The 24,999-nt window shown below is 29.8% G+C and carries 36 protein-coding genes; 23 read left to right on the top strand and 13 right to left on the bottom strand.

Going from position 1 to position 24,999, the window contains the following annotated elements; genetic code table 11:
- Positions 1–3: 3 nt before the first annotated feature.
- From EV02_RS07715 to EV02_RS07725, 3 genes are read right to left on the bottom strand one after another with little or no spacing between them, the layout of a single operon-like run.
- Entirely contained in the window at positions 4–324 is a 321-nt protein-coding gene (locus EV02_RS07715) for an urease subunit beta (RefSeq protein ID WP_032518834.1), read from the bottom strand.
- A gap of 2 nt (positions 325–326) precedes the next feature.
- Positions 327–629, bottom strand: coding sequence for an urease subunit gamma (locus EV02_RS07720; RefSeq protein ID WP_032518832.1), 303 nt, complete (start codon positions 627–629; stop codon positions 327–329).
- 50 nt (positions 630–679) lie between these two features.
- Positions 680–1,582, bottom strand: a complete 903-nt coding sequence (locus EV02_RS07725) for an urease accessory protein UreD (protein WP_032518830.1) — start codon at positions 1,580–1,582, stop codon at positions 680–682.
- Positions 1,583–1,630: 48 nt separating this feature from the next.
- Here EV02_RS07725 and ureE point away from each other — a divergent pair, with 48 nt between their 5' ends.
- The 8 genes from ureE to urtE all read left to right on the top strand — a co-directional run bounded on the left by ureE (position 1,631) and on the right by urtE (position 8,603).
- Positions 1,631–2,080 carry an urease accessory protein UreE gene (gene ureE / locus EV02_RS07730; RefSeq protein ID WP_032518829.1) on the top strand — a complete coding sequence of 150 codons (450 nt, stop codon included), beginning with the start codon at positions 1,631–1,633 and terminating at the stop codon, positions 2,078–2,080.
- Complete coding sequence (locus tag EV02_RS07735; RefSeq protein ID WP_032518827.1) at positions 2,073–2,759, top strand: urease accessory protein UreF; 687 nt, start codon at positions 2,073–2,075, stop codon at positions 2,757–2,759. Before ureE ends, EV02_RS07735 begins: the two co-directional genes overlap by 8 nt.
- Positions 2,760–2,762: 3 nt before the next feature.
- On the top strand, positions 2,763–3,392 hold the full coding sequence (ureG, locus tag EV02_RS07740) for an urease accessory protein UreG (protein ID WP_032518826.1): 630 nt from the start codon (positions 2,763–2,765) through the stop codon (positions 3,390–3,392).
- Positions 3,393–3,502: 110 nt separating this feature from the next.
- The gene (gene urtA, locus EV02_RS07745) at positions 3,503–4,780 is read left to right on the top strand and encodes an urea ABC transporter substrate-binding protein (RefSeq protein WP_032518825.1); all 1,278 of its coding nucleotides are present in this window, start codon (positions 3,503–3,505) and stop codon (positions 4,778–4,780) included.
- Between the two features lie 83 nt (positions 4,781–4,863).
- The gene (locus EV02_RS07750) at positions 4,864–6,018 is read left to right on the top strand and encodes an ABC transporter permease subunit (protein WP_025945899.1); all 1,155 of its coding nucleotides are present in this window, start codon (positions 4,864–4,866) and stop codon (positions 6,016–6,018) included.
- The gene (gene urtC / locus EV02_RS07755) at positions 6,018–7,148 is read left to right on the top strand and encodes an urea ABC transporter permease subunit UrtC (protein WP_032518824.1); all 1,131 of its coding nucleotides are present in this window, start codon (positions 6,018–6,020) and stop codon (positions 7,146–7,148) included. Before EV02_RS07750 ends, urtC begins: the two co-directional genes overlap by 1 nt.
- Positions 7,141–7,890: an urea ABC transporter ATP-binding protein UrtD gene (gene urtD / locus EV02_RS07760; protein WP_011818326.1), complete on the top strand. Its 750-nt coding sequence runs from the start codon at positions 7,141–7,143 to the stop codon at positions 7,888–7,890. The genes urtC and urtD overlap by 8 nt, the downstream gene beginning before the upstream one ends.
- 2 nt (positions 7,891–7,892) lie before the next feature.
- Complete coding sequence (gene urtE, locus EV02_RS07765) at positions 7,893–8,603, top strand: urea ABC transporter ATP-binding subunit UrtE (RefSeq protein ID WP_025894429.1); 711 nt, start codon at positions 7,893–7,895, stop codon at positions 8,601–8,603.
- 34 nt (positions 8,604–8,637) lie between these two features.
- Here urtE and EV02_RS09725 read toward each other — a convergent pair whose 3' ends face one another.
- The 4 genes from EV02_RS09725 to EV02_RS07775 form a co-directional block, all read right to left on the bottom strand.
- Positions 8,638–8,817, bottom strand: coding sequence for a hypothetical protein (locus EV02_RS09725; protein WP_025890716.1), 180 nt, complete (start codon positions 8,815–8,817; stop codon positions 8,638–8,640).
- A 252-nt stretch (positions 8,818–9,069) separates the two neighbouring features.
- A complete protein-coding gene (locus tag EV02_RS09390; RefSeq protein WP_193742600.1) occupies positions 9,070–9,243 on the bottom strand; it encodes a hypothetical protein in 174 nt (57 codons plus the stop codon).
- Positions 9,244–9,637: 394 nt separating this feature from the next.
- Positions 9,638–9,958, bottom strand: a complete 321-nt coding sequence (locus EV02_RS07770; protein WP_032518823.1) for a hypothetical protein — start codon at positions 9,956–9,958, stop codon at positions 9,638–9,640.
- A 127-nt stretch (positions 9,959–10,085) separates the two neighbouring features.
- Positions 10,086–10,484, bottom strand: a complete 399-nt coding sequence (locus EV02_RS07775; RefSeq protein WP_032518822.1) for a hypothetical protein — start codon at positions 10,482–10,484, stop codon at positions 10,086–10,088.
- Positions 10,485–10,559: 75 nt separating this feature from the next.
- Here EV02_RS07775 and EV02_RS09385 point away from each other — a divergent pair, with 75 nt between their 5' ends.
- The 3 genes from EV02_RS09385 to EV02_RS07785 all read left to right on the top strand — a co-directional run bounded on the left by EV02_RS09385 (position 10,560) and on the right by EV02_RS07785 (position 11,623).
- The gene (locus EV02_RS09385; protein ID WP_193742599.1) at positions 10,560–10,709 is read left to right on the top strand and encodes a hypothetical protein; all 150 of its coding nucleotides are present in this window, start codon (positions 10,560–10,562) and stop codon (positions 10,707–10,709) included.
- A 96-nt stretch (positions 10,710–10,805) separates the two neighbouring features.
- Entirely contained in the window at positions 10,806–11,102 is a 297-nt protein-coding gene (locus tag EV02_RS07780; protein WP_011818319.1) for a hypothetical protein, read from the top strand.
- Between the two features lie 338 nt (positions 11,103–11,440).
- Entirely contained in the window at positions 11,441–11,623 is a 183-nt protein-coding gene (locus tag EV02_RS07785) for a hypothetical protein (protein WP_032517015.1), read from the top strand.
- A 21-nt stretch (positions 11,624–11,644) separates the two neighbouring features.
- On the opposite strand, the gene EV02_RS07790 is transcribed toward EV02_RS07785, so the two are convergent.
- Complete coding sequence (locus EV02_RS07790; RefSeq protein ID WP_032518821.1) at positions 11,645–11,986, bottom strand: hypothetical protein; 342 nt, start codon at positions 11,984–11,986, stop codon at positions 11,645–11,647.
- A gap of 368 nt (positions 11,987–12,354) precedes the next feature.
- Here EV02_RS07790 and EV02_RS07795 point away from each other — a divergent pair, with 368 nt between their 5' ends.
- The 3 genes from EV02_RS07795 (at position 12,355) to EV02_RS07805 (ending at position 14,923) form a co-directional block, all read left to right on the top strand.
- The gene (locus EV02_RS07795) at positions 12,355–12,543 is read left to right on the top strand and encodes a hypothetical protein (RefSeq protein WP_032518820.1); all 189 of its coding nucleotides are present in this window, start codon (positions 12,355–12,357) and stop codon (positions 12,541–12,543) included.
- Positions 12,544–12,707: 164 nt separating this feature from the next.
- Positions 12,708–14,030, top strand: a complete 1,323-nt coding sequence (locus EV02_RS07800; RefSeq protein ID WP_032518819.1) for a Rieske (2Fe-2S) protein — start codon at positions 12,708–12,710, stop codon at positions 14,028–14,030.
- A gap of 104 nt (positions 14,031–14,134) precedes the next feature.
- Positions 14,135–14,923, top strand: a complete 789-nt coding sequence (locus EV02_RS07805) for an ABC transporter ATP-binding protein (RefSeq protein WP_032518818.1) — start codon at positions 14,135–14,137, stop codon at positions 14,921–14,923.
- Here the strand turns inward: EV02_RS07805 and EV02_RS0108550 are convergent.
- Positions 14,916–15,104 (bottom strand): hypothetical protein, encoded by a 189-nt coding sequence (locus EV02_RS0108550; RefSeq protein ID WP_032518817.1) that lies wholly within the window; start codon positions 15,102–15,104, stop codon positions 14,916–14,918. The genes EV02_RS07805 and EV02_RS0108550 overlap by 8 nt on opposite strands.
- 152 nt (positions 15,105–15,256) lie before the next feature.
- On the opposite strand from EV02_RS0108550, the gene EV02_RS07810 reads away from it, so the two are divergent.
- Both EV02_RS07810 and EV02_RS0108545 read left to right on the top strand, forming a co-directional pair.
- The gene (locus tag EV02_RS07810) at positions 15,257–15,844 is read left to right on the top strand and encodes a Crp/Fnr family transcriptional regulator (protein ID WP_032518816.1); all 588 of its coding nucleotides are present in this window, start codon (positions 15,257–15,259) and stop codon (positions 15,842–15,844) included.
- Between the two features lie 4 nt (positions 15,845–15,848).
- Entirely contained in the window at positions 15,849–16,139 is a 291-nt protein-coding gene (locus EV02_RS0108545; RefSeq protein ID WP_032518814.1) for a hypothetical protein, read from the top strand.
- Here the strand turns inward: EV02_RS0108545 and EV02_RS07815 are convergent.
- Positions 16,125–16,679: a ferritin gene (locus tag EV02_RS07815; RefSeq protein ID WP_032519173.1), complete on the bottom strand. Its 555-nt coding sequence runs from the start codon at positions 16,677–16,679 to the stop codon at positions 16,125–16,127. The genes EV02_RS0108545 and EV02_RS07815 overlap by 15 nt on opposite strands.
- Before the next feature lie 242 nt (positions 16,680–16,921).
- Positions 16,922–17,980 (bottom strand): ABC transporter ATP-binding protein, encoded by a 1,059-nt coding sequence (locus EV02_RS07820; RefSeq protein WP_032518811.1) that lies wholly within the window; start codon positions 17,978–17,980, stop codon positions 16,922–16,924.
- A gap of 95 nt (positions 17,981–18,075) precedes the next feature.
- Between EV02_RS07820 and nth the strand changes: the two genes are divergently transcribed.
- From nth to EV02_RS07835, 3 genes are read left to right on the top strand one after another with little or no spacing between them, the layout of a single operon-like run.
- Complete coding sequence (gene nth / locus EV02_RS07825) at positions 18,076–18,729, top strand: endonuclease III (RefSeq protein ID WP_032518810.1); 654 nt, start codon at positions 18,076–18,078, stop codon at positions 18,727–18,729.
- A gap of 35 nt (positions 18,730–18,764) precedes the next feature.
- The gene (locus EV02_RS07830) at positions 18,765–19,424 is read left to right on the top strand and encodes an SDR family oxidoreductase (protein WP_032518808.1); all 660 of its coding nucleotides are present in this window, start codon (positions 18,765–18,767) and stop codon (positions 19,422–19,424) included.
- A 26-nt stretch (positions 19,425–19,450) separates the two neighbouring features.
- Positions 19,451–19,639: a hypothetical protein gene (locus tag EV02_RS07835; protein WP_032518806.1), complete on the top strand. Its 189-nt coding sequence runs from the start codon at positions 19,451–19,453 to the stop codon at positions 19,637–19,639.
- Positions 19,640–19,649: 10 nt separating this feature from the next.
- Here EV02_RS07835 and EV02_RS07840 read toward each other — a convergent pair whose 3' ends face one another.
- Positions 19,650–20,261 carry a PCC domain-containing protein gene (locus EV02_RS07840; RefSeq protein WP_032518805.1) on the bottom strand — a complete coding sequence of 204 codons (612 nt, stop codon included), beginning with the start codon at positions 20,259–20,261 and terminating at the stop codon, positions 19,650–19,652.
- A 184-nt stretch (positions 20,262–20,445) separates the two neighbouring features.
- Between EV02_RS07840 and pgsA the strand changes: the two genes are divergently transcribed.
- The gene (pgsA, locus tag EV02_RS07845; RefSeq protein WP_032518803.1) at positions 20,446–20,985 is read left to right on the top strand and encodes a CDP-diacylglycerol--glycerol-3-phosphate 3-phosphatidyltransferase; all 540 of its coding nucleotides are present in this window, start codon (positions 20,446–20,448) and stop codon (positions 20,983–20,985) included.
- Here pgsA and EV02_RS07850 read toward each other — a convergent pair.
- Positions 20,959–21,879 (bottom strand): NAD-dependent epimerase/dehydratase family protein, encoded by a 921-nt coding sequence (locus tag EV02_RS07850; protein WP_032518802.1) that lies wholly within the window; start codon positions 21,877–21,879, stop codon positions 20,959–20,961. The genes pgsA and EV02_RS07850 overlap by 27 nt on opposite strands.
- 92 nt (positions 21,880–21,971) lie before the next feature.
- On the opposite strand from EV02_RS07850, the gene hisA reads away from it, so the two are divergent.
- The 3 genes from hisA (at position 21,972) to EV02_RS07865 (ending at position 24,998) form a co-directional block, all read left to right on the top strand.
- On the top strand, positions 21,972–22,739 hold the full coding sequence (gene hisA / locus EV02_RS07855; RefSeq protein WP_032518800.1) for a 1-(5-phosphoribosyl)-5-[(5-phosphoribosylamino)methylideneamino]imidazole-4-carboxamide isomerase: 768 nt from the start codon (positions 21,972–21,974) through the stop codon (positions 22,737–22,739).
- Positions 22,740–22,818: 79 nt separating this feature from the next.
- On the top strand, positions 22,819–24,435 hold the full coding sequence (locus tag EV02_RS07860) for a DUF3685 domain-containing protein (RefSeq protein WP_032518799.1): 1,617 nt from the start codon (positions 22,819–22,821) through the stop codon (positions 24,433–24,435).
- A 14-nt stretch (positions 24,436–24,449) separates the two neighbouring features.
- Positions 24,450–24,998 (top strand): thylakoid membrane photosystem I accumulation factor, encoded by a 549-nt coding sequence (locus tag EV02_RS07865; RefSeq protein WP_032518798.1) that lies wholly within the window; start codon positions 24,450–24,452, stop codon positions 24,996–24,998.
- Position 24,999: the final 1 nt, after the last annotated feature.

Genomic DNA, 24,999 nt, shown 5'->3' with positions numbered 1-24,999 from the left:
ATTTTAAGTATCTAAAGAACCGTTAACCAATGAATTAAAACCATTTGCAATTCTTAAACCTGAATATGGAACTAATTTGACATCAGTAGTATCTCCAGGTTCAAATCTAATTGCTGTTCCTGCAGGAATGTCAAGACGAAAACCAAGTGTTATCTCTCGATCAAAAATTAAAGCCTTATTAGCTTCAAAAAAATGATAATGAGATCCAATTTGTACAGGTCTATCTCCAGAATTAGAAACTTTTACTGTTTTAACCTCCTTACCAAGATTTAATTCGATTTCACCTTGTTCAGAAATTATTTCTCCAGGAATTAAATTGCTCATAATTAGTTAATCGGATTGTGAATAGTAACTAACTTTGTTCCATCAGGGAAAACTGCTTCTATTTGAACTTCATCAACCATTTCAGGAATGCCCTCCATAACTTGTGATTTTGAAAGCCAGGTAGTTCCCTCTGACATTAATTGACTTACACTTTTCCCATCTCGAGCTCCTTCAAGAACTTGAAAACTCAAAAAAGCAATTGTTTCAGGATAATTAAGTTTAAGACCTCGACCAAGCCTTCTTTCAGCTAAGAGCGCAGCAGAAAAAATTAATAATTTATCTTTTTCTTGAGGTGAAAGATGCATAATAAAAAATTAATCTATAAATTCTTAAAAAAGGTTCTTTCTGAACATAATTAATAATTCATAGAATCTTGTAAAGGCCATACACCTTGATATTTTGGCTTACAAAATCCACAAACAGACCTAATTTGTTTCCAAATACAAAAAAAACATTTTCTAGCATCTTGAGAAGAACTTCCTAGGAATCGTACAGAGATGCCATTTTCAAGGATTCCAATAGATAAATTATTATTAGTTTCATTGAAAATCTTTTTTATATTTCTCACAAGATTATTTATTTTTGACTTGGAAAAATCTTTTTCGCAAATCCAAATTAAGGATCCAAAAACGGGCATGTAATCCATACCTGACTTGGCCACAAAACTTGCCTTAGATAATTCAATCTGATCAACATATTCATAATCATCAAGTAAATCATTTTTTCTCACAATTTCTAATTTTGACCTAAAAACTCCACTCTCAATAGATTCTCCGGAAGAAGACCTTCCAAGTCTTATTAAATCGGTAAATAAAAAACTTGAAGTTTCTGAAATAGATACTTTAAAAATTTGCTCATATAAACCATTTGCAAAGATGATTGTTTCTTGGGGAAGATACTCTAAATGAGAATTGTCAAGAATGTTTATGAGATTCTTTTGCTTTGAAAAACTTCCTTTTGGATTTATTTTAGATCTTCCAACTGATCCATATACTTTCTGAGCTGAAGAAGTAGTCAACAAAACTTTAGAGTTTTTTTCAAGGTTTACTTCAAAATCGAGTAAATCACCTCCTACCAATCCACCTGCAGTATGTAGAACAGGCAAAATGCATCTGCCCTCTTGATCATGAGTAGACTTTAATAACTTATAAGGAGAAGTTGATTTAGATTTAAAGATTGTTTTATCAACATTTCCTAAACTTGCTTTATTATTGAAAAAATTTAAGAAACAATTACCTTCCCATGAAGTTTTAATCATAAATTGTTTTCTTTAATTACTAAATTAAAGTAACTAAAAATTTTGATTATGAGAATGAATAAACAAATTGTTGTAACTGATTGGATTGAGGGAAAACCGTCATTAGGTTCTTTTTTGAAACTTACCTTAAGTTCAGATGAAAGAGGAATCTTACGAGGTAAAAGATTAACTGATTGTGATCAAGAAATAATTTTACAATTACCTAGAAAGGGCAAATTAAATGATGGAGATATTCTTTCAACTAATAAGTCCAATTTTTATGTAGAGATAATTGCCAAAATAGAAGATTTAATTGAAATAAGTTCAAATTCTAAAATTGAGCTTATTAAAACAGCTTATCATCTAGGAAATAGGCACGTGGAATTAGAAATCGAAGAAGGCATTCTTTTAACAAAAAGTGATTCTGTTATTAAAAATATGCTTCTTAATTTTAAAGTTGATGTAAAAAATACCAAGAAAAAGTTTTTTCCTGAAAGAGGTGCCCATTATCATGAGTAAAAGTCACTTATTAAAATATTTATTAATAAGTCCTAACTTACCTGTTGGAGGATTTTGTTATTCAGAGGGAATGGAGAGTTATCTTCATAAAAAAAATTTAAAGGACTCAAATTCGGTAAAAGAATTAATAATAAATGAAATAAAAATTGGCCAGATCAGACTAGATGCAAAACTTTTATTAGTTTTTTTTGACATTTTCAACGAGATAAACGACGGCAAAAACTTAAAAAGTAATTTACAAAAGCTATTGAGTTTGGACAAATGGATCCTCTCATCAAAAGACTCTCTCGAAATGAGAGAACAACAAATTCAAATGTCAAAATCTCTCTTTGATTTAACCAAAGAATTTGGATTTGAATATCTATATGAAAATAATAAAAAAAGCTCCTGGTCATTAGCGTGGAGTTGGGCTTGTTATTGTTTTGAAATTACTCGATTAGAAATGGTTGAGAATTTTTTCTACGCTTGGAGTGCAAACCAACTTAGTGCAGCATTAAGAATTATTCCTATTGGATCAACAAAAGCACAATTAATTCAGAGGGACTTATTAATAATAATTTCAAAAGTTTCTAAAGAAATTATGGACAAAGAAATTGGTGACATCTATTTTGGCAATGTAGGTTTAGCTATGGCACAACAAAATCATAATGACCTTTATACAAAACTTTTTAGAAATTAATTTATGAGCAGCAAATTGAGAGTGGGAGTTGCTGGACCTGTTGGTTCAGGAAAAACTGCATTAGTAGAAACTCTATGCTTAAACCTGAAAAAAAATTATGAGATAGCAGTTGTTACCAATGATATTTACACTAAAGAAGATGCTAATTTTCTAATAAATAAAAAAGTTTTAGAGGAAGGAAGGATTATTGGTGTAGAAACAGGAGGTTGTCCTCATACAGCGATAAGAGAGGATTGTTCCTTAAATAAAAATGCAGTTTTAGATTTAGAAAATAAATATAATCCATTAGATTTTGTTTTTGTAGAAAGTGGAGGTGATAATTTAGCATCTAGTTTTAGTCCAGAACTTGTAGATCTATCAATATATGTAATCGATGTATCTGCCGGAGACAAAATCCCTAGAAAAGGGGGGCCAGGGATAACAAGATCAGATTTGCTATTAATAAACAAAATTGACTTAGCAGATATGGTGGGTGCAGATTTAAATATTATGAAAAGTGATACGGAATTCATGAGAAAAGGGAAACCTTGGTTTTTTACCAACCTTAGTAGCGGCAAAGGAGTTGAAGAAATAACTCATTTTTTAGAATCACATATACCAAACAATCGAATCGAGAAAAATGTCCATTACTAATATATTGGATTCAACAAAAAGTTACGTACGATACAAAACGAATCCTCACTCATTAATAACTTTTATTTTATCCCCCTAAAGAGGGTCAATTACTTAATTTATCCTAATTCATGAGAATTTCAAGGCGTATTTTGGCAGGATTAGCTACTGCCTCACTTGCTGTTACTGCAACTTCATGCGGTGGAGGCGGAACCTCCGGAAGTTTCGATGACACAGTAACCGTTGGTATTTTGCATTCGTTATCTGGAACAATGGCAATTTCTGAATCAACACTCGTTGATACTGAAAAAATGGCTATTGAAGAGATAAATGCTGCTGGTGGTGTAAAAGTTGGCGGTAAAAGCTACAAAATAGAATACATAGTTGAAGATGGTGCATCTGACTGGCCTACTTTTGCTGAAAAATCTAAGAAACTTATTGACCAAGACGGAGTACCTGTCGTATTTGGTGGTTGGACTTCTGCGAGTAGAAAAGCAATGTTACCAGTCTACGAATCAAAGGATGCCTTCCTTTACTACCCAATTCAATATGAAGCTCAAGAATGTTCTAACAACATTTTCTATACAGGGGCCACTCCAAACCAACAGTCAGAACCAGCTACAGATTTCATGTATAAGCGTTCTCCCGCAGCTGGTGGAGATTTCTTCCTTGTAGGTTCTGATTATGTTTTCCCAAGAACTTCAAACACAATTACAAAAGCTCAAGTAGCTCAGTTGGGGGGTAAAGTTGTTGGAGAAGATTACCTTCCATTAGGAAATACGGAAGTTGCTCCAATTATCTCAAAAATCAAAAAGGCGCTTCCTAAAGGTGGAATAATCATTAACACACTTAATGGTGACCAAAACGTTGCATTCTTCAAACAGATTCAAGACGCAGGTATCACACCTTCAAGTGGCTACTACGTAATGAACTATTCAATTGCTGAAGAAGAGATTAGTACAATTGGTCCAGAGTTCCTTGAAGGTCACTACGGCGCTTGGAACTACATGATGTCAATTGATACTCCCGCATCTAAGAAATTTGCTGAAAGTTTCAAGAAAAGATGGGGAGCTGATCGTGTTGTAGCTGATCCTCAAGAATCTGCCTATAATATGGTCTACTTGTGGAAACAAGCAGTTGAAGATGCTGGAACATTCGACGACAACGCAGTAAGGGAAGCTCTAGTTGGACAAAAGTTTGATGCCCCACAAGGTCCTGTTGAAGTCATGCCTAATCACCACTTATCTCAAACAGTAAGAATTGGAGAGATTAATGCAGAGGGTGGATTTACAATCCTTGAAGAGACAGGAGTTGTTCTTCCTCAAGCATGGAACCAAAAGCATCCAAGTTCTAAAGGATTTGCATGCGATTGGACAGATCCTTCAAAAGGAGAAAAGTATAAGCTTTAATATAATTAAAACCTATACTTCAAAATAAAAGGAGGTTAACACCTCCTTTTATTTTATATAATCAAATATTTTATTTTTCTAAATTGGAGTTACTTCTCGATAGTCTTTTTAATGGTGTTGCAATCGGATCTGTACTACTTGTTGCTGCATTAGGTCTAGCAATTGTTTTTGGTCTTATGGGTGTAATAAATCTTGCCCATGGAGAACTTATGATGCTTGGGGCTTACACAACATATGTAACACAACTAATTTTCAAATTACCTATATTAAAACCTTTCTACAATTCGTACATAATAGTCTCTATCTTTCTTGCTTTTATTGTTAGTGGAGTAGTAGGCATTCTCCTAGAAAAAACTATAATAAGAAAGCTTTATGGAAGTCCACTAGAAACACTACTCGCAACTTGGGGCGTAAGCTTAATTCTACAACAATTTGTCAGAAGTGTACCTTTAGCTTATGGGACCGGTCTGGTTATAAGTCTGTTAATTGGTTTATTCTTACCAACAACATTCCCTTCAAAAATAAAAGAATCAATAAATTTCAAATATTTTAAATTTAGTTCTTGGATATTTGCTGCCTTAACTGGGGTTCTGACAGGTAGCGTAATCTCATCCTCTGTCAGCAAACTTAGTAGAGCAAGCGCTCGAAATGTTGATGTAACAGCACCCTCATGGATGAGAGGTCAAGTAGAAATTATTGGCACTGCATTTCCTAAAACAAGATTAATGATAATTGTCATTACTCTAATATCAGTAATAGCAATAACTTTATTTCTTAATCAAAGTGCTTGGGGGATGCGTATAAGAGCAGTTACTCAGAACCGACAAATGAGTGATTGCCTTGGTATATCTACCGAAAAAGTGGATATAATTACTTTTGGCATTGGATCTGGCTTAGCAGGAGTTGCAGGGGTAGCAGTATCTCTTTTAGGTTCTGTAGGTCCAAATGTTGGAGGAAACTATATAGTTGGTTGTTTTATGGTTGTAGTGCTGGGAGGAGTAGGCAATTTATTAGGAACAGTACTTGCTTCATTTGGGATAGGAATAATGACTGATTTAATTGGAGCTGGAAGGCTTTTATCAATATGGCCAGATATGCCTTTACCTTTATCAAACACAATTAACTTTTTTGCGACCACAAGTATGGCAAGAGTAATGATATTTGCGCTAATTGTTATATTCTTACAATTTAAACCTACAGGTTTATTTCCTCAAAAAGGAAGGATGGTTGAAAACTAATGTCCTTAAGTAAAATTAAATTTGATAAAAAAATTGTATTATCATTTTGGGTAATATTAATAGCCTTAATTATTGCAGCACCAACTTTACTCCCTGTATTTAGATTAAACCTTCTCGGTAGATACTTATCCTTATCCATAGTTGCACTTGGTGTTGATCTTATCTGGGGATATACAGGTTTACTAAGTCTTGGACAAGGTATATTTTTTGCGCTAGGTGGATATTGTGCAGCAATGTATTTGCAAATAACCAGCTCCTCGGAATTTCCAAATAATATTCCTGAATTTTTTGCTTTATATGGTGTTGAAAAATTACCTTTTTTCTGGGAACCGTTTAGATCTCCTTTTTTTACCTTCTTTGCTATCTGGATAATTCCAGCATTGGTTGCAGGATTAATTGGTTTTCTTGTTTTCAGGAATAGAATCAAAGGGGTTTATTTTTCTATACTTACTCAAGCTTCTCTTCTTGTATTCTTTAACTTCTTTAATGGACAACAAAAACTTATAAATGGAACAAACGGATTAAAAACAGATGTAACACAACTATTTGGTCAGATGGTAGGTTCTGAGTCCATGCAAAGAGTATTCTTTTGGATAACAGCCATACTAGTAATAGCAGCATGGTTTTTTGCAAAGTGGGTCGTTAAAGGAAGATTTGGAAATATCCTTATAGGAATACGAGATGATGAACCAAGAGTTAGGTTTACAGGATACAACCCAGTTATATTCAAGACGATAATATTTTCTATTGCTGGAGGTCTCGCAGGAATTTCTGGAGCTTTATATACCGTTCAGTCTGGAATAGTATCCCCTCAATTTATGACGGTTCCCTTTTCTATAGAAATGGTTATATGGGTTGCTGTTGGAGGAAGAGGAACTTTGTTGGGAGCGATACTAGGAGCAGTTTTCATCAACTATGCAAAAAGTCTAGTAAGTGAAGCTTTACCTGCTAGCTGGATGTTTATTCAAGGCGGGTTATTTATCTTAGTTGTAACAGCTCTGCCAGAAGGAGTTTTAGGATGGATTCAAGGAGATGGTCCTAGGAATCTTCTTCAAAGATTTGGTTTGAAAAGAAAAATTGAAACCTATCCAAGCTTAGAAGTTAACAATAAGGAGGGGAATAATGAATAATAAAGATCTTCTAAATTTAATAGATATTACTGTTAGTTTCGAGGGTTTTTTAGCTCTTAACAAACTTAATTTAAATTTGAAGAAAGGTGAATTAAGAGCTGTAATTGGACCCAATGGCGCAGGCAAAACAACATTTCTTGATGTAATAACTGGAAAGGTTAAGCCAACAAACGGAGAAGTAATTTTTAAAGGGAAATCATTAGTAGGTAGAAAGGAGCACAAAATAGCAAGACTTGGAGTTGGTAGAAAGTTCCAAAGTCCAAGAATCTTTGAAAATCTAACAGTTAAAGAAAATCTTGAAATATCGGTGACAACTCCTAAAAGTCCCTTAAACCTTATAAATAAAAGTATTAAGGATGAGCAACTTAATGAGATTGATCGTCTTATGAAGATTGTTAATTTAGCTCAAAAAGTTGATTCTAAAGCTGGATCTTTATCACATGGTCAAAAACAATGGCTCGAGATAGCCATGTTAGTAGGTCAAAAGCCAGATTTAATGTTAGTAGATGAACCTGTTGCCGGTTTGACTGATGAAGAAACAGATCTTACAGCTGATTTATTAAAATCTTTATCAGGAGAAAATACAGTAGTGGTAATTGATCACGATATGGAATTTATAAGAAGACTTGATAGCAATGTTTCAGTATTAAATCAGGGCACAGTATTATGTGAGGGAACGATGGAAACAATACAAAAAGACAAAAAAGTTATTGATGTTTATTTAGGAAGACCTGAGGACTAGTTATGGAAAATTTACTCGAAATAAAATCCTTAAATACTTATTATGGCGAGAGTCATATTCTTAGAGATGTAGATTTAAATGTTAAATCAGGAGAAATGGTTTGTTTGATTGGAAGAAATGGAGTTGGCAAAACAACTTTATTGAAATCACTAATTGGTTTGTTAAAGCAAAAAAAAGGCGATATCTATTTGATTGGTGAAAATATCAACAGAAAAGCGCCTCATCAGAGGGCTAGAAAAGGAATGGCTTACGTTCCTCAAGGGAGAGAAATTATTCCATACCTATCAGTTGAAGAGAATCTTATGTTAGGAATGGAGTCTCTACCAGGTGGATTATCTAAGAACAAGAAAATAGATCCATTTATCTATGATCTCTTCCCAATCCTAAAAGATTTTCTTCAAAGGAAAGGAGGAGATCTTAGTGGAGGACAACAACAGCAATTAGCCATAGCAAGAGCATTGCTAGGCAAACCTCAACTTCTATTACTTGATGAACCAACGGAAGGCATTCAGCCGAATATAGTTTTAGACATTGAAAATGCAATTAACCAGATAATTAGAGATACAGGAATTGGTGTTTTATTAGTTGAACAACATTTGCATTTTGTAAGACAAGCCAATAGATATTATGCGATGCAACGCGGAGGTATTGTTGCAAGCGGAAATACTAGTGAGTTGAGTCAAGCGGTTATTGATAAATTCTTGAGTGTTTAATAGATTATTATTTTAAATTAATAAAAATCTTTAATCATTTTTCGCATCTTATGAGGTCTATACTGTTTGGATGCTCATTAATATACTTATTAAATTCCATTGCTAGTGTTCTAGCCTCGTAAGCGTCAAAAGCATAAAAACAATTTTCTAATCTTATATTTTGAAAATCACGGTAATGCACTGTATATGGCTTCAACATATTATTTTTGTTCATTTTAATTTGCTAAAAAGCAATTATGTATATTTCAACCATGCATATATTCGTAAATTTAAAGCACAACTTTTGTTGTTATCAAAATATATTGACTTAAATTATGTAATTAAAAATACTTTATAAAGACAAAAAGTAATTAATCTAATCTTTTTTAGGATCAGGCTCTTTACCTTCTATTAAAAAAACAAATTTTGATAAAATATACCCAAAAAATGGGGCCCAAAACTTTTCATAAAAAAATTTCATAAAAAATTAAGCAGCTAATGATTCTTTGTCTTCAATTTCAGTTTTATTAATACACTTCAAATCTGTTGAGTTAAATAAATGCTGCATAAGCAGAAAATCAAGTTCCCCTTTCAACAAATTAATATCGGTTGAAAGGAGATCATCAACAAAATCATCAAAAGTATCTGAAAAGGGATTCACAACTAAAATTTATTTTTGACATTATCATCGCATTAACAATAAAAGTCAACCAAATTAGAATATAAATTTTTGAATTTATTGAAAATTAATCAATAAAGTCTAAAAAATTAAATAATAAATATAAACAAGCAAAATAATAGATTTAATATCAAGCTTAAGGTTTTTGAATTAAATTTCATTTATCTTGCTTTTCTTAATTTTATATCTCTCCTGATTAGCAATATCAAAACGACAATACACATATTTGCTAAAAAGAAATTTAATGAATTCATCATCAAACCATTTAATATATTTATAGCAAAACTATTGATGTGCCAATTCGTAAAGAATCACTATAAAATGTTTTAACGCAATAAATTTTTATAGCAATCAAATTTGATATTAACAGCTAATTTTAAATATTATTTTTTATTAGCTCGAAGTAACCATTTTTATTTAATAAGTACTTATCAAACCAAAGGCTTAATAGACTGTCTAATCCTATTCCATTCATTTTATTTATTTGCGAAGTCTTATAGTCTGAGAGTGCAAGCAGTAAATACGGAAAAATCATATCAGAAACCCCTTTTGGCAATTTTTCTAAAGGTACTCCATGCGCTCTATCCCATAAAATTTGCATATCCTGAGAGAACAAAGAACTCCAATAACTAAAATTACAATATAACTTGTCTGGAGGGAGGAGATTTACAGATAAACCTGAGAGAGATGAATTCATAGGAATAAATACTTTATAGATTAATTGAATTTATGTTTTTGAAATGATGAAAAATAATCTTAAGATGCGAATCTCCTATATATATAAATTAAATTTAACGCACGGTGCATCACTTAGCAACACCTTATTAAGTGCTATACTTATCCATCATTTCCTGAAATTTTAGAAATGATAAAAACTTTTTATAAGTTTGAAAGTCAAAAGCCTCCTGATTCTCTTCATTTAAATGGGTTGATTTACTAGGAATAAAATAATTTCCTAAGTTAGTATCAAATGAGAGTTTTGTATTATCTATAAATTCACCAGAATTATCAAATAAGGTTTTTGAATTATCTTCATTTGATTGATATAGTTGATTTACTTTACCATTTTTTTTATTAAATATACCTCTTAAAGAAAGTGCTTCTTCTACCAAAATACTTATTATTTTTGAATTACTTAAATTGTTCTCTGTGCTCAACTTTTCAATTATTCTCATAACATCTTCTCTAGGAATAAAACCAACTCTTTTTTTCTTGGTAGGCATTTAAAATTAATTAAAGTTCAGCACTTGACTGTTATAAGTGTTGCACTATATTCATTATAAGTCAATTAAATGCTAATGATTTTACCAACAACATTACTCTTAGGAGCCCTTGGATATCTATTCTATACTTCAAAAAAAGAACTTTCACTAGATCGCCATGAACTTATAGAAAACCAAAAAGAGAATGATGATTTGTATAAAGATTTGGAAGATCTATTTATTTAAAATTACCGAATTTGCATTAAAGAACTTTGTTTCTTGACTAAAGATATACAAAAACTTAAACATAATTAGAATTAGAGTAATACAGCTATAAATTTAATGACTGTCCATCAAGATTACGAAATAAAAATCAATCTAAATGAATTGATCGAGAAAAGAATCCCATGTTGTGATTTACTTCATCCAGATCATTGTCTAACAGAAAAACAAGTCTCTGAAATTGCTCATGATATTCGTATGGATTTAAATTTGCATGATCTTTACAAGCAAGTGGATCAACATATTATGAATTATGTAAATGCAGCAGGAATTGATAACAAAGATCATTGGGTTGAACCTCATCTTCCAGATTTGGAAAGAAATTTGAAAGAAGAAGTTGGAATAGAATTTGATTAATCTTTTTTCTGACTAAAGAAATCAATATATGTACTTTTTTTCTAAATCATCTATTAATTTATAAATACTTTTAGCTGATCTCTTTCTTTTTTTTAATATTCTCAATATTATAAATCCAATCAATATTGCAAAAATAGGAGTAAAAATAATAATTTCATGATTCATAACCATCAAACAGAAGCCTATTATTTAAATTATTAAAATTTCTGCTTCAATAAAATAGGTACTTTATACAAATATCCTTCGCTATAAATAATTAAGATATTTTATAAAAAAGTGAATGAATACAAATTTTTTCATAAATTATTTAGAAATAAATTTTAATTCAATAAATATCAATGATTAATTATTTTGCTTTAACAGTTACTGAAATGGGGATTGGTAAAATAGAGTTAGCAGTTATTGGCGCAGTAATTTTAATATTTCCAATTTTATTTGTTTATGCTTCTAAAAACCTTGATGCCAAGGGAGTTTTCGAATGGATGATGGAGAAACCAAATGATTGGATAGGTAAAAAATAAGACTCATACAATATACATTTTCTAGTTAAACTTCAAATTTTCTAAATTACTAATATCGAAATCATAAACTTGGCAATTATTTTCTAAATCATTAACTATTGAATTTTTTAGAAGACAATAATCTATCAACTTATTGAGTTTATTATTTTTAAATTCCTTATTAGTTTCTCCAATAGCAAATGCCAAAGCTCCTTCATAAGAAATACCGAAGTTGGTAGTGTTGCAGTAAGTTCTAGTAAACTTGCTAGAAATCTTTTTAGTATACTTTTCAAGAGTTTTTGAAGAAGTATCTAATGAGTAAACTGGACTACTAAATAGAAAAAGCAAAGTTAAAGTTAATATCGCAAAAACCCTTTTGATCATAATATTTCAAAAATTGTAAATTTAATATAATTTAAAATTTAACTCTACCGACTATGTTTTATTAAAAATTATAGAAATTAAAAATTTATTAACCAGAGTAGCTATTTCATATTTTGGATGATAAAAACTCTCTAAATGAATATTTTATAGTTTGAATTTTTTTTGGTAATTTTTTTAAAAAACGCCTAAATGCTTTTGGCATAATAAAAAATCCATATCAATAATTAATAGATAACAAATAATACATGGGTATTCAATAAGTAATTATATAAAAATAAGTAAATTAATTATTAAATATATGGATTGAGCTATGGAAATGTATTTAGACATGAATTATTGTTTAATTAAGTATTAAATACAAAATTAATATGGCACTACCAGAACTTATTTATGCTCCTATAGATGGCGGAACAATACATAGATATGAAATTAGTGGTGGCAAGAGAAAATTTTTAAGATTTATAGGTTGTTACTTGGGTCAATGTAATTTCCACAAAAATATTGATGATGCTATTGATTACATAAAAAATTTGAAAGAATCACAAAAGATACAATAAACATGAAATAAAGATACATAGATACGATAGAGACTCAATATTTTTCGATAACTACATAATTATTGCTACAAATAATAGAGAATTTTCTTTTTATAAGAAATTGATTATTTACTTGGGTTATAGTTCCGAAAGATAAACAGTCATTTAAAAAAAGAAATTAATTTATGGAAAACAGACAAATTAATTTTTTTAAATCAAAAGACTTTAATACCGTTCTTAAGCCATTTAAAAAAGGAACGGTAGTAAAAATTGACTCGTTTGATATTAGAGAAACTCAAAAAGATTTAAATATAGGTTTATTTGGTTGGTATGCAATTTGTCCCTCTAAAGAACTAAAAAAAAATAAGCTATATTATTTTTCACTCTATGATGAGCCTCTTGTTCTTTATAGAGATGAAAATAAAAACGTTAGGTGCATTAAAAATATTTGTCCACATAGAGGGGCCTCCTTTTTTGGAGGGACATTATCAGATGGAGTAATAACCTGCCCATATCATGGAGCTAAGTTTTCATCTGGAGGAAGTTGCCAAAATCTCGACAGAATAACATGTCGCCATATAGTTGATAATAACTACGATAACTACGCCAAAAGGATTCATTTATCTCAATACAAAACTTCAGAAAAAAATGGATATATTTTTGTACATTTTTCTAAAAAATCTGAGACAGATTTAAATAATATAAGTGAAGATACACCTATAAGTAACTACGAATTATGTGAAAATGGTTTTTCACATAAGGATTATGTCTTTGAGGAGGTATTAGTAGACTTCAAATGTGATTGGTCAAGGATTATTGAAAATCACTTAGATATCCTTCATATCTTTTGGGTTCATGGCGATACAATCCCAGATAAAGATGTGAATAAAAACGTATTAGTTAGTTTTAACCAGAAAATTAATATTAATCCCTTATATATTGAAAGTATTTATTATTACAAGAATGACCCTACAAAAGAATTTATTCGGATAAAGTACATACCTCCAGGAAGAATATTAATTTACAAGGGAGATCCTTCCTCATCAAGATATTTACAAGTTTTAGATCATATCCCTCTTGGAAACAATAAAGCAAGAGTGATAGTAAGACATTACAGGAAATTTCTACAAAATAAACTGCTTAATAATCTCTTATTATTTAAAGAGACTCAAAGAAAGATTTTTTATAAGATATTCAATGAAGATTATATGATTTTAAAAACACAAACATATAATCACGATATGGGATTTATAAGTAAGGATGAAATAAAATTATTAGGAGAAGATAGGATAATAAATTATTTTTGGAAGTGGTACGAGAAGTCTGAAGAAAAAGATGAACCATGGAAAAATATTCACACAACCCAAAATCTTGATGTATATGACAAAGTTATATTGAAATATCCTCCTGAGATAAAGAAGTTAGAAATTGCAAATAATATAGATATTATTAGAAAAACATTTGTAAGATTTGCTGCTCCGCTTATATTTTTTATGTTAATAATATAATCCATGAAGAAAGTAAGTAGACCTTCATGGTTGAATTGGCTTTATCTCTTTATATTTATTTTAAGCTCGATTCAATTGATCATATTTTGGAGTAATAAGTTTTAGTGATTAAAAAATTTTGGTTTGACGCAAAAAATATAAATTGTTTTAAAAATGGCTTCAGAGTAATTAAAGATTTAAATTTAAAGATATCTTATTCAGAAAATGTCATATTAATTGGACCAAATGGTTCAGGAAAATCATCTCTAATTGAAATAATTAATAGAAACTTATACCCAGTAGTAGCAAATGAATCAAAATTAAAGATATTTGACAAAGAACTTGTAAATTTATGGGAACTAAGAAATAAAATAAGTACTGTAAATAATGATATAAAAAATAGAATAAATCCAAATTTACAAGTTTTTGATTTAATTTTAAGTGGATTATATGGAAGATATTGTTACGTAAAAAAAAAATCTGAAAGAGATTCTTATAAGGTGGAAAATATCATGAAGAAAATGAATATTTCTTATCTATCTAAAAAGAATTTTTCCTATTTATCTGATGGAGAAAAACAAATTTCTCTCATTGCAAGGGCATTAATCAAAAAACCGGAAATTTTAATCCTAGATGAACCAATTGCAAATTTAGATTATAAATCAAAGTTTTTTCTAATTGATAAGGTTAATGAATTATCAAAATTAAATACGAAAATTTTATGCGTCACTCATGATATTTCAACGATTACCAAAATTTATGACCGGGTCATAATGCTAAAAGATGGCAAAATAATCGCTGATGGAGATCAAGCTAAGGTTATGAATAGTGAAAATTTTAATGAGTTATTTGGTATTAAAGTAGAGGTAACTAATAATAATGGACTTTGGAATATAAACAGATTATCTAAATAATAATTATAAAAATAACTATCGCAATAGCAAGAAATACTAATTTTTTACTTTTTAAAAATGAAGAGGACTTATTTTTAAATGAAGAAGATCCACATTTAGAGCAGACAATCTTACCTCCTAAAGATCGGTCTGATACGAATGAAGAACTTCCACAATTAAAGCAAACTCTTTTTACGCTCATTAAAAATAAATTATTTAGAAATTCTACCTAAATTATATTCATAAATACTTTGTAAAGAAAAACTTCAGAAATGTAATGATAATGAGAATCTATTGCAATAAATAATTATTTAGTGCATAATTGATAATAATTCTCATTATCATATTTAGTAAATGAATTTCCATAGTTATGGAGAATCTCCGTCAAAATCAGTAAGGATAATAACTGGACAGTCCGTATTAATAGATCCTTCATCAAGACCAAAAGGGACATGTCTAGAAGTTGAGAGTGGAATTGCAAGAGTTTATTGTCCATGTGAAGAAACTGAAGGAATGACACTTGCATTTTTACAATCAGGAGATCAATTAAGAACAGACCTTTTATGTAGCGATGGTGTCTGTGTAGAGGCACTAACAGATTTGTCTTTTCACAGCAATGTAAATATTGATGAGAATATTGGTTTCGATGCAGTAAATGAATGGACTTTGCAACTCCTTAGAATTAGACACTTAGGAAATGCAGAACAGCGATTACAAGCGTTGTTTTCAATACTAGTAAATCGTCTAGGTAGAAGATGTGGTCAATGGTGTGAGTTACCATTTAGGTTAACTCATGAAAGGATTGGTGAATTAATCGGTTCTACACGAGTAACATCAACAAGATTAATTTCTAAATTAAGATCATCTGAGTTATTAATAGCTCCTATTGGAACCCAAACAGTTAGTGTTGCTCCTTCTTTTATTGAAACATCGCCGCTATAAAAATATGAAGGAATCACAATCACTTACTAACAACTTGTTGATGGAAGTTGAAATTCTATCGAATAGACTCAGAAATATCAAGCAATCCTACAAATCTACAGAAAATAAAGCATTGAAGGGTAGGTTATTTTCTGAAAACAAAAATCTTTTTAAAAGAGTTAATGAGATTTATAAAATAGCTGAGCTCTTAAATAAAAACAATACCGAGAATATTAACTTTTCTAATTTACTTTTTGAAACAACGAAAAGAACGTTGAATGAAAATAAATTTGAAAGTAATTTATTTTTTCTTTAAATCACTATCTATCAATAAGATTGCAGAAGGTTGATTAGAAGCAAACTTTACTTTACCAAGTATGTTTGCGAATTCATCTTCTGATTTAGTTTGAGCCTCAATGATTGGATCTAAGAATACATTAGTTCTTGTATCTGAAATTCTTTCTGAAATAGAATAAAGCTGTTGCAGAGATGAAGTTAAATCAGCCTCCATGTTGAAAGAATAAGAAATCAGATCTTCTATTGAATCCCATGCTTGAACTGGTGCAGGAATTTCATCTAACTTTACGCTTTGTCCTCTTGCGATTAAGTAATCTGCAAATTTCTGTGCATGTTCCATTTCACCTTGTGATTCACTTAGAAAATGAGAAGCAAATCCATTTAAATCGCGTTCTTGAAACCAGAGGTATATAGAAAAATATTGAACATTGGCGTATCTTTCCATTGTTAAATGTTCAAAAATATTTTCCAATAAATTTTTGTCAATTGGTTGTGCGACAGCTCTTCCAGATGGACCAAAATTAATTAATTTCTTTAACCTTAAATTATTTTCTTTCATTGCCATAAAGGAAACTAATAAAATAATACAACATTTTGTATAAATTAGTAATTAACTAATCCTTTAAATTAAATTAAATAATATGATAATGAAAATCAATCTCAATACTATAAATGAATTTACAGTACAGATTTTCTGAACTGCTATTAACTAATAAAATATATAACAGCAAAAAAAAGAAATGTAAAAAGAAAAAATGCTCTAATTGGAAGGGGGGCAAGTGTAATTGCCTATAAAAAAGTCTATAAATATTCCTTATATGCTCCAGGATATAAAAAATAATAACTATTTGTATTAATAGAAAGGGAACATTTATCGCCATTATTAAGGAGATTATTAATATCAGTTCTAACCCTTAATATGTTTCCATTAATAGATACTTTATATATAAGAAATTCTCCAAGAAATTCTTTAGATATAACAATTGCATCACCAGATTCTGATCTTTTAATTGAAATAAATTTAGGGGAAATTGACATACTTTTGATACCTGTATGTTTCAAAAACTTTGAACAATTTATTTCACCTAAACAAGAATTATATGAATTACCATTTTTTTTGAGATTAATAATATTATTACCCAAAATAAAACTACTGACAAATATGGTCTTGGGATTATTTAGAAGGTTAATTGGCGTATCAATTTGATGTATTTTCCCATCATTCATAACTGCGACTTTATCGCAAATTGACATCGCTTCTTCCGGATCATGAGTAACCATCAATCCGCTTGCATTACAACCTTTTAGGATATTAGGGAGTTCACTTCTCAATTTTAGTTTGACATGCATATCAAGACTACAAAAAGGTTCATCTAATAAAATAAAATTTGTACCTGGAGCAAGAGCTCTCGCAATTGCGAGTCTTTGTTTTTGGCCTCCAGAAAGTTCATGTGGGTACCTTTCAACAAAACTATCAAGACCAACAACATTCAATAAATAATCAACTCTAGATCTATCTTTTTTGTTTTTCAAACCAAAAATTACATTTTCCAAAACAGTTAAGTGAGGGAAAAGTGCATAGTCTTGAAAAACCATACCAATATTTCTTTTCTCAGGACTAAGAATTTTGTTCCTACTTGAAATTTCCTTATCATTTAGAGAAATCTTCCCTTTAGAGGGATACTCGAACCCCGCGATTAATCTTAAAAGAGTAGTTTTTCCGCAACCAGAAGGACCAAGCAACCCTAACAATTCTCCATTTTCAATTTTCAGGTTAATTTCGTTTAATATCCAATTCGAACATTCTCGCTTATCATATTTATGATGCAAATCATCAATTATTAACGCATCATTTTTCACTAAGTTCTTCTTATTCAAATATATTAAGTTAGCAGAAAATATTCACCTAAAATATCCCATGTATAATTTTATACACCATTTAATTTTTAAATTTAATGAGAAAGTCTGAAAGAGCTGAAATAATAAGCAAGGAACTCAAAAGACTATATCCATCGCCTCCAATACCCCTTGATCATACAAATGCATATACACTTCTAGTAGCCGTAGTTTTAAGTGCTCAATCAACAGATAAGAAAGTTAATGAATTAACAAAAAGTTTATTTAAAGTTGCAGATAATCCAGAAAAGATGATGCAGCTAGGTATTAATGGCATTTACGAATACATAAAATTTTTAGGTCTATCTAATCAAAAATCAAAGAACATCTATAATTTATCTAAATTATTGATTGAGAAGCATAATGGTATGGTCCCAGATTCATTTGAGAAGCTTGAATCTCTTCCAGGGGTAGGTCATAAAACAGCATCAGTTGTAATGTCTCAAGTGTTTAAAATACCTTCATTCCCAGTAGATACTCACATACACAGGTTGGCACAAAGATGGGGCCTATCAAATGGCGATAGCGTAGTTCAAACAGAAAAAGACCTAAAAAAAATATTTCCTGTTAATGATTGGAATAAATTGCATTTGCAAATAATCTTTTATGGCAGGGAATACTGTACCGCAAGAGGTTGTGATGGAACAAAATGTTATTTATGTCGAACTCTTTATCCAAAAAGAAAAAAGAAATTTATATGTAAAAAACCTTAAGAAATTTATATAATATTCAAATTAGTTCTTTAATCATGAAAATAGCAATTACTGGTGCATCGGGGAAAACAGGTTATAGAATTTCCGAAGAAGCAGTTAAGAAAGGATACAAAGTAAAGCAAATCATCAGAAAGAATTCAAAAGTCTCATCAGGACTAGAGCGTTTAGAAACAATTAGGGTTTCATTAGACAAAAAAGGAGAACTTGATGAAGCTTTAAAAGATATTGATGCTTTGATAATTGCGACTGGAGCAAGAGCATCATTAGATTTAACTGGTCCTGCAAAGGTTGATGCATTAGGTGTATACAGGCAACTAGAGAGTTGCAAAAGAGTTGGTATTAAAAGAGTTATTTTAGTTAGTTCCCTTTGTACTGGTAAATTGTTTCACCCATTAAACTTATTTGGTTTAATTCTTATTTGGAAGAAATTAGGTGAAAACTTTCTACGCAATTCAAATTTTCAATGGACGATTATAAGACCTGGAGGATTAAAGGAAAATGAAGATATTAAATCAGAAAATATAAATTATTCAAAAGAGGATACTCAAATTAATGGATCAATCCCAAGAAGATTAGTTGCGCAATGTTGTATAGATTCTTTAAAAAACAAAGAATCCATAAATAAATTAATAGAAGTTACAAGTTCGAATAATAATAAAAAGATATCTTTTAAAAAAGCTATGCAAATGATTTAAAAGATGTAAATATATAAATTAAAACTATGAAAATAAATCCCAAAATTGACGCATTACAATTAATGCTTACTGATTTAAGAACTAGAAATGAGCCAATAAGACATAAAGCTGCATTTAAAGGCTGTCAACCAGAATTTCAAAGTCTAGTATCAAGATTAATAAAGCAGTTAGAGGACGAATTAGTTGCTGAAAAGCTTACTAATCGTGATATTTAAAAAATTTAGATTACTTAAATGAAATTAAGTTATCCAATTTTGCTTGTTCTGAAAGTTCATCATATCCTCCAAAAAATTTATTATCCAAAAATATTTGTGGGAAAGTATTTTGGCTACTTTGAGCCATAATTTTTTGAAAGCTCTCATCATTGTCTATTAGAGTAACTTCATGAGGGATAGATAAAGAACTAAGCAACCTAATTGCTCTTTTAGACCAAGGACAATCCTTTAAAATATATGCTTTTACACGTGATTCATTAGTGATTAAATCATGATTTGAGATATTAATAATTTTCTGTTCAAAAGAAAGTAATAATATATCAGTACCTTTTTTTACAATACATCCCTCCTCAAGATGCCCGCCAAACACATTACATCCCTCATCTGCGAAACTCAAATGTAAATGAACATCTCCTTTATTAAAATGTCCGTTTAAAGAAACTATCTCAAGATTTCCTTCAAATTTATTTATCTCTTGATTACCTGGGCATTGAATACAAACTGTTCTAAGATTACCAACCACTCCAGAAACATACCCGTATAAATTGTTCGATAAAGAATATTCTTTAATTGAATTTATCAAATCAGATTCTGGAGATAGCTTTAGGCTATGAGGCTGCATTAGATATAAGGAATAATTTTGTAATATAAAACATCATCATTCATAAAGAGAAGTTGAGTTTATAATCTTTAGGATTCACATTTAAATTAAATTTTAGAATCTAGCATCAAAAACCATTAAAAATTTTTACTAAAAATTTAAGCTTGTTGAGAGTGTAATATATTTTTTATATACAAAAACTAATTTGTTATTAAGAAAAAATCTTAAAAATTTGGCATCGAATATTCCCAATTTATTATCGATATTTCGCCTTTTCCTTGTATTTCCATTAATACTATTTTTAGAAATTAACAGACCTTTTTATGTCTTTATATTGATTATTATTGGAGGTTTAACTGATTATTTTGACGGGTTAATTGCAAGAAAATTTAATCTTAAAACCAGATTAGGAGCTATCCTTGATCCCCTAAGCGATAAAGTATTCTATTTAATTCCTTTGACCTTCCTATGTAAACAAAATTTTATACCATTCTGGTCTTTGTCATTAATTTTATTTAGAGAATTAATTATCTCTAGCTTAAGGAACACTACAAAAGACGGTTTGCCAGCATCAATGTTAGGAAAATATAAAACATTTTTCTTTTTTATTTCAGTAATTACCTTCTTTACACCATTAAAAATTAGCTTATTGAATAATTTGGCTTTAATTTTTTATTGGTTAGGATTTATCCTGACTTTTGTGACTTTATTAGGATATTTAAGAATTAAAAAGAATATTATCTGAATTTTCATCAAACTCCTCACTCTTTTTATTATTAAAATCATTCTCAAAACTATCCTTTAGACCATTAAGTAAATCAAAAGTTGGCGCCCACTCTAAATCACGTTTTATCTTAGATATATCAGTCTGATAATGACTTAATCTAATTGGAAAACCCTTTCGAGACTTAGGATCTAATTTTTGATAGTCAAATGTTCTTAAAGAAATCTCATTTTGGTTTAATCCAAGAACATTCGCACAGAAATAAATTAAACCCTTGATTGTTACTCCTTTTTCACCTGAACAATTATAAATATTATTTTTAGAATTTTCAAAATTTATGCACCTAATCATAACATCAGTTAGATCCGAAACATGGCCTAGCTGAGTAATTAAAGAACCGTCACCAGGAATTGGTATAGATTTTTTAATAAATAACCTTTCAAAAAACCAATTTTCAATTTTATTATAATTTCCTGGTCCATAAATATAAGTAGGTCTAAAACTTGTAAAAGGAATTTTTTGGTATTTTAACCAATTTTCTGTCTCAAACTTTCCTTTATGCCTACTTTCAGGATCAATTGGATCAACTTCGGATAAGGGTAGTTCACAATTATCTTTATAAACACCTGCAGAGCTTACATATATATATCTCTGGAAAGAGTTATCTAAATTTTCTATAAGAAGTTTGGTTTGTTCTAACTCTCGTCCAGAAATATCAAAAACAACATCATACTTTTCGTTTCTTACCTTGACGATATCTTCTGAATTATTTCTATCACCCTTAATTAAATTAGTTTTTTCAGGATTACTTTTATTACCCCTCGTGAAAATATCAATATCATAATTTTTACTTAATAACTTTCCAACCAAAGACTTGCCAACAAATCTAGTGCCACCCATTACAAGAATTTTCATATTCAAAAAATATTTAACTGAAGTAGTAATCTTAAATAGAATTACATATTGAATAGTACTACTAATAAGTAATTAATGAAAAGGATGATTCTATGGACCTAATACCAGCAATTGATTTAATGAATGGTAAGTGTGTAAGGCTTTTTAAAGGCGACTTTAATAAAAGAAAAGACTTCACAAAAGAGCCTCATGAGCAAGCTAAATTTTGGGAGAGCGAGGGAGCAAAATATATACATATAGTTGATTTGGATGCTGCAAAAACTGGATCCCCAACAAACGATAAATCAATAAAAAAGATCGCAAAAACAGTTAACATACCTATTCAAATAGGTGGGGGGATAAGGTCTCAAGAAAGGATAGAACAATTATTTTCTTATGGTATTGAAAAAGTTATCATGGGAACCTCTGCAATAGAAAATAAAGAACTAGTTAAAGACTTATCAAATAAATTTCCTGGAAGAATAATTGTTGGGATAGATGCAAAAGATGGGAAAGTTAGTACAAGGGGGTGGCTTGAGCAATCTAATATTTTTGCCACAGATTTAGTAAAGGAGTTTTCTTCATTTAAAATTGCTAGTTTTATTGTTACGGATATAAATACAGATGGGACTTTAGAAGGGACAAATGAAGAATTCATAAAAAGCATACTTGAAATTACAGATATTCCAGTAATAGCCTCAGGAGGTGTTGGTTCAATTTCTGATTTATTATCTTTAGTAAAATTTGAAAATTCTGGACTCTTTGGAGTAATTGTAGGTAAAGCTCTATATGAAAATAAATTCACTATAAACGAAGCGAATAATGTATTTTCATCAGAGAGATTAAATGACTTTGATCTAAACAGAAATTACTACGCTTAAAAGAGTATAAAAATTGATTTAAGGCTTGTATTTGCAGTAGTTGTTAGTTAATTTTGTATAAGAGATAAGAAATCTAGTCTTGGAATTAATTTCAAAAAAATCGATATTGATTATTGCTCCAAGCTTAATAGCAGAATCTTTATCGCTTAAGTTAACATCACTAGACAGAAATTTAGATATAAATTTTAATAATGGAACAGGTGCTAAAACTCCCGATTTAGTTATATGGAATGTTCTTAATTTCCAATCAGAAGATCTTATAAGATTAGAGTTATTAAAATTAAGAGAAAGATATGATGAGTCAAAGTTCCTTATAATTATCTCCGGCGAACTTGTTTATGAAGCAAACGCCACTTCATCATTAAATGCTGAAGGATTTCTTTTAAATCCCAGTGCAGAAAAAGTTCTTGAATCTATTGATACCATTTTAAATGGAGGAAGGGTATTTGATATTGAAAATAATTCCCGAGTTCAATTAAACAAAAACAAGTCTCTCTCTTTTAGTCAAAAAATTCTAACTTCAGGTCTTAAACAAATAGATTCTGAAATCAATTATATATTTAAATATGTTAACTCTGATTCAACACCAGAATTTTATAAATTCATTTTAAAAGGAAGATTAAGAGAACTAATTACTGCAAAATCTTTTCTAATTTTCTTATGGGGTAATTCACTAGAACTTTATACAGAGGCAGTTTACACTGAAAATAAAATTAATCTTGAAAATAAGAACACTGTATTCATTAAAGATAAAAACACTACAGAAATATGGAATTTAATATTAGATAGACTAAAAGAAAGGTATAGCTCAACTAACTTACAGGTTGAATTTAATAATTCATCAATAATTCTCTCGGGGATAAAGAAAGAATTTATTTCACGACTAATTTGCAAAATGTTAGATGAGTTAGATAATTTAGTAAAAAATATTAAAGAAAACTATAAGGAGAAAGATTTTAAAGATGATTTAAGTTCTCTTATAAAAGAACTTAAAGTTAATACAATTTCAAATATCACAGACAGCTATTTTCGATTAAAAAAAGGCAGCGAATCTATCTCAATAAATGATTTTATCTATAGTGAGGTAAGTTGCGAAGAGATAGATAGAGAATCACATGAATCAATAATGTTTATTGAGCCAATTATTAAAAATGAAGCTCTTGACTATGATGGGAAATTACTCCCTCTATATGAAACAGAATCATTTTTGATTCTTGAAAATATAATTTCAAATTGGACAATAAGAAACTGTAATTTATTAGCTTCAGAAATCTTTAATATTTGTTCTTCTTGGCCTGAATTAAGAACTGTACTTATAAATCCAGAATTACAATCGACAAGAAATTTTGAAAGATTTAGAAATAATATTAATAACTACAATCGCTGGCATGACAATATTTATATGCCTATCTATTTGTATGAGAGTAAACGAGAATATATTGATATTATCGATAAAAAGTTTACTCGTTACTTTAAAAATGAAAATAGGGAGAAAGAATTAGATAATCTAGAATGGCTACAAAAACAAGTTACATTGTTAGTGGAGATAAGAGATGCCGTAGCACCTCAGTTAGAGGTTGCGATAAAATATATCGGTAATCTCTTCGTAACTTTCCTTACAAAGGTTGTTGGCAAAGCTATCGGTTTAGTGGGGAAAGGAATCCTTCAAGGATTGGGAAGATCAAGTTCAAAGTAAGTTTTTAAACTTCAATGAAAATAATTCAATGGATCCTAATAGCATTAATTTTTATAAGTCCATATAAAGCAAATGCCTCTAGAGATTCTGATAGTTACGATGGCAACATCTTTCCCATATACGCAGGAAATGGGTCTATAGTTCCTCCCCTGACAACTCTTCAGGAATCATTAAAAAATAAAAGAGTCGCAGTTTTATTTTTTTATCTTGACGATAGCTCAGATAGTAAAGCTATGGCTCCGATAATATCCGGTTTAGATTTGATATGGAGAAATAATATTGATATCATTGCTCTAACAACTGATGAATTACAGGCTAAAGAAAAGTCTGATCTTAGAAATGAACCTAATTATTATTGGAACGGATTAATTCCACAAACCATTATTTTAAATAGTGATGGTGAAGTTAAATATGATCAAAATGGAATGATTAATATCGATGAATTAAACAAAGTTATAGGAGAACTAAAAGGAATTGATATAGAAGATACGACATTTTCTGTAGAAAGTTTTAATGAATACAACAGTATCATTTCTGAAAAAAAAGATAAAAACAAAAACTAGT

This window comes from Prochlorococcus marinus str. SB (assembly GCF_000760115.1).
Classification (GTDB): domain Bacteria; phylum Cyanobacteriota; class Cyanobacteriia; order PCC-6307; family Cyanobiaceae; genus Prochlorococcus_A; species Prochlorococcus_A marinus_D.
Note: the sequence above shows the minus strand (reverse complement) of the source record. Positions and strands in the feature narration are given on the sequence as shown.

Bases quoted from the DNA above. Each gene is read 5' to 3' on its own strand.
- EV02_RS07770 (WP_032518823.1), bottom strand. From the start codon at position 9,958: ATGAATTCATCTCTCTCAGGTTTATCTGTAAATCTCCTCCCTCCAGAC.
- EV02_RS07715 (WP_032518834.1), bottom strand. From the start codon at position 324: ATGAGCAATTTAATTCCTGGAGAAATAATTTCTGAACAAGGTGAAATC.
- EV02_RS07725 (WP_032518830.1), bottom strand. From the start codon at position 1,582: ATGATTAAAACTTCATGGGAAGGTAATTGTTTCTTAAATTTTTTCAAT.
- EV02_RS07780 (WP_011818319.1), top strand. From the start codon at position 10,806: ATGACTGTCCATCAAGATTACGAAATAAAAATCAATCTAAATGAATTG.
- EV02_RS07795 (WP_032518820.1), top strand. From the start codon at position 12,355: ATGGCACTACCAGAACTTATTTATGCTCCTATAGATGGCGGAACAATA.
- hisA (WP_032518800.1), top strand. From the start codon at position 21,972: ATGGACCTAATACCAGCAATTGATTTAATGAATGGTAAGTGTGTAAGG.
- EV02_RS07810 (WP_032518816.1), top strand. From the start codon at position 15,257: ATGAATTTCCATAGTTATGGAGAATCTCCGTCAAAATCAGTAAGGATA.
- EV02_RS07775 (WP_032518822.1), bottom strand. From the start codon at position 10,484: ATGCCTACCAAGAAAAAAAGAGTTGGTTTTATTCCTAGAGAAGATGTT.
- urtA (WP_032518825.1), top strand. From the start codon at position 3,503: ATGAGAATTTCAAGGCGTATTTTGGCAGGATTAGCTACTGCCTCACTT.
- EV02_RS07800 (WP_032518819.1), top strand. From the start codon at position 12,708: ATGGAAAACAGACAAATTAATTTTTTTAAATCAAAAGACTTTAATACC.
- urtE (WP_025894429.1), top strand. From the start codon at position 7,893: ATGGAAAATTTACTCGAAATAAAATCCTTAAATACTTATTATGGCGAG.
- EV02_RS07735 (WP_032518827.1), top strand. From the start codon at position 2,073: ATGAGTAAAAGTCACTTATTAAAATATTTATTAATAAGTCCTAACTTA.
- EV02_RS0108545 (WP_032518814.1), top strand. From the start codon at position 15,849: ATGAAGGAATCACAATCACTTACTAACAACTTGTTGATGGAAGTTGAA.
- EV02_RS07785 (WP_032517015.1), top strand. From the start codon at position 11,441: ATGATTAATTATTTTGCTTTAACAGTTACTGAAATGGGGATTGGTAAA.
- EV02_RS07720 (WP_032518832.1), bottom strand. From the start codon at position 629: ATGCATCTTTCACCTCAAGAAAAAGATAAATTATTAATTTTTTCTGCT.
- EV02_RS0108550 (WP_032518817.1), bottom strand. From the start codon at position 15,104: ATGAGCGTAAAAAGAGTTTGCTTTAATTGTGGAAGTTCTTCATTCGTA.
- EV02_RS07830 (WP_032518808.1), top strand. From the start codon at position 18,765: ATGAAAATAGCAATTACTGGTGCATCGGGGAAAACAGGTTATAGAATT.
- EV02_RS07865 (WP_032518798.1), top strand. From the start codon at position 24,450: ATGAAAATAATTCAATGGATCCTAATAGCATTAATTTTTATAAGTCCA.
- EV02_RS09725 (WP_025890716.1), bottom strand. From the start codon at position 8,817: ATGAACAAAAATAATATGTTGAAGCCATATACAGTGCATTACCGTGAT.
- urtC (WP_032518824.1), top strand. From the start codon at position 6,018: ATGTCCTTAAGTAAAATTAAATTTGATAAAAAAATTGTATTATCATTT.
- EV02_RS07815 (WP_032519173.1), bottom strand. From the start codon at position 16,679: ATGAAAGAAAATAATTTAAGGTTAAAGAAATTAATTAATTTTGGTCCA.
- EV02_RS07840 (WP_032518805.1), bottom strand. From the start codon at position 20,261: ATGCAGCCTCATAGCCTAAAGCTATCTCCAGAATCTGATTTGATAAAT.
- ureG (WP_032518826.1), top strand. From the start codon at position 2,763: ATGAGCAGCAAATTGAGAGTGGGAGTTGCTGGACCTGTTGGTTCAGGA.
- urtD (WP_011818326.1), top strand. From the start codon at position 7,141: ATGAATAATAAAGATCTTCTAAATTTAATAGATATTACTGTTAGTTTC.
- EV02_RS07790 (WP_032518821.1), bottom strand. From the start codon at position 11,986: ATGATCAAAAGGGTTTTTGCGATATTAACTTTAACTTTGCTTTTTCTA.
- nth (WP_032518810.1), top strand. From the start codon at position 18,076: ATGAGAAAGTCTGAAAGAGCTGAAATAATAAGCAAGGAACTCAAAAGA.
- EV02_RS07835 (WP_032518806.1), top strand. From the start codon at position 19,451: ATGAAAATAAATCCCAAAATTGACGCATTACAATTAATGCTTACTGAT.
- EV02_RS09385 (WP_193742599.1), top strand. From the start codon at position 10,560: ATGATTTTACCAACAACATTACTCTTAGGAGCCCTTGGATATCTATTC.
- EV02_RS07850 (WP_032518802.1), bottom strand. From the start codon at position 21,879: ATGAAAATTCTTGTAATGGGTGGCACTAGATTTGTTGGCAAGTCTTTG.
- ureE (WP_032518829.1), top strand. From the start codon at position 1,631: ATGAGAATGAATAAACAAATTGTTGTAACTGATTGGATTGAGGGAAAA.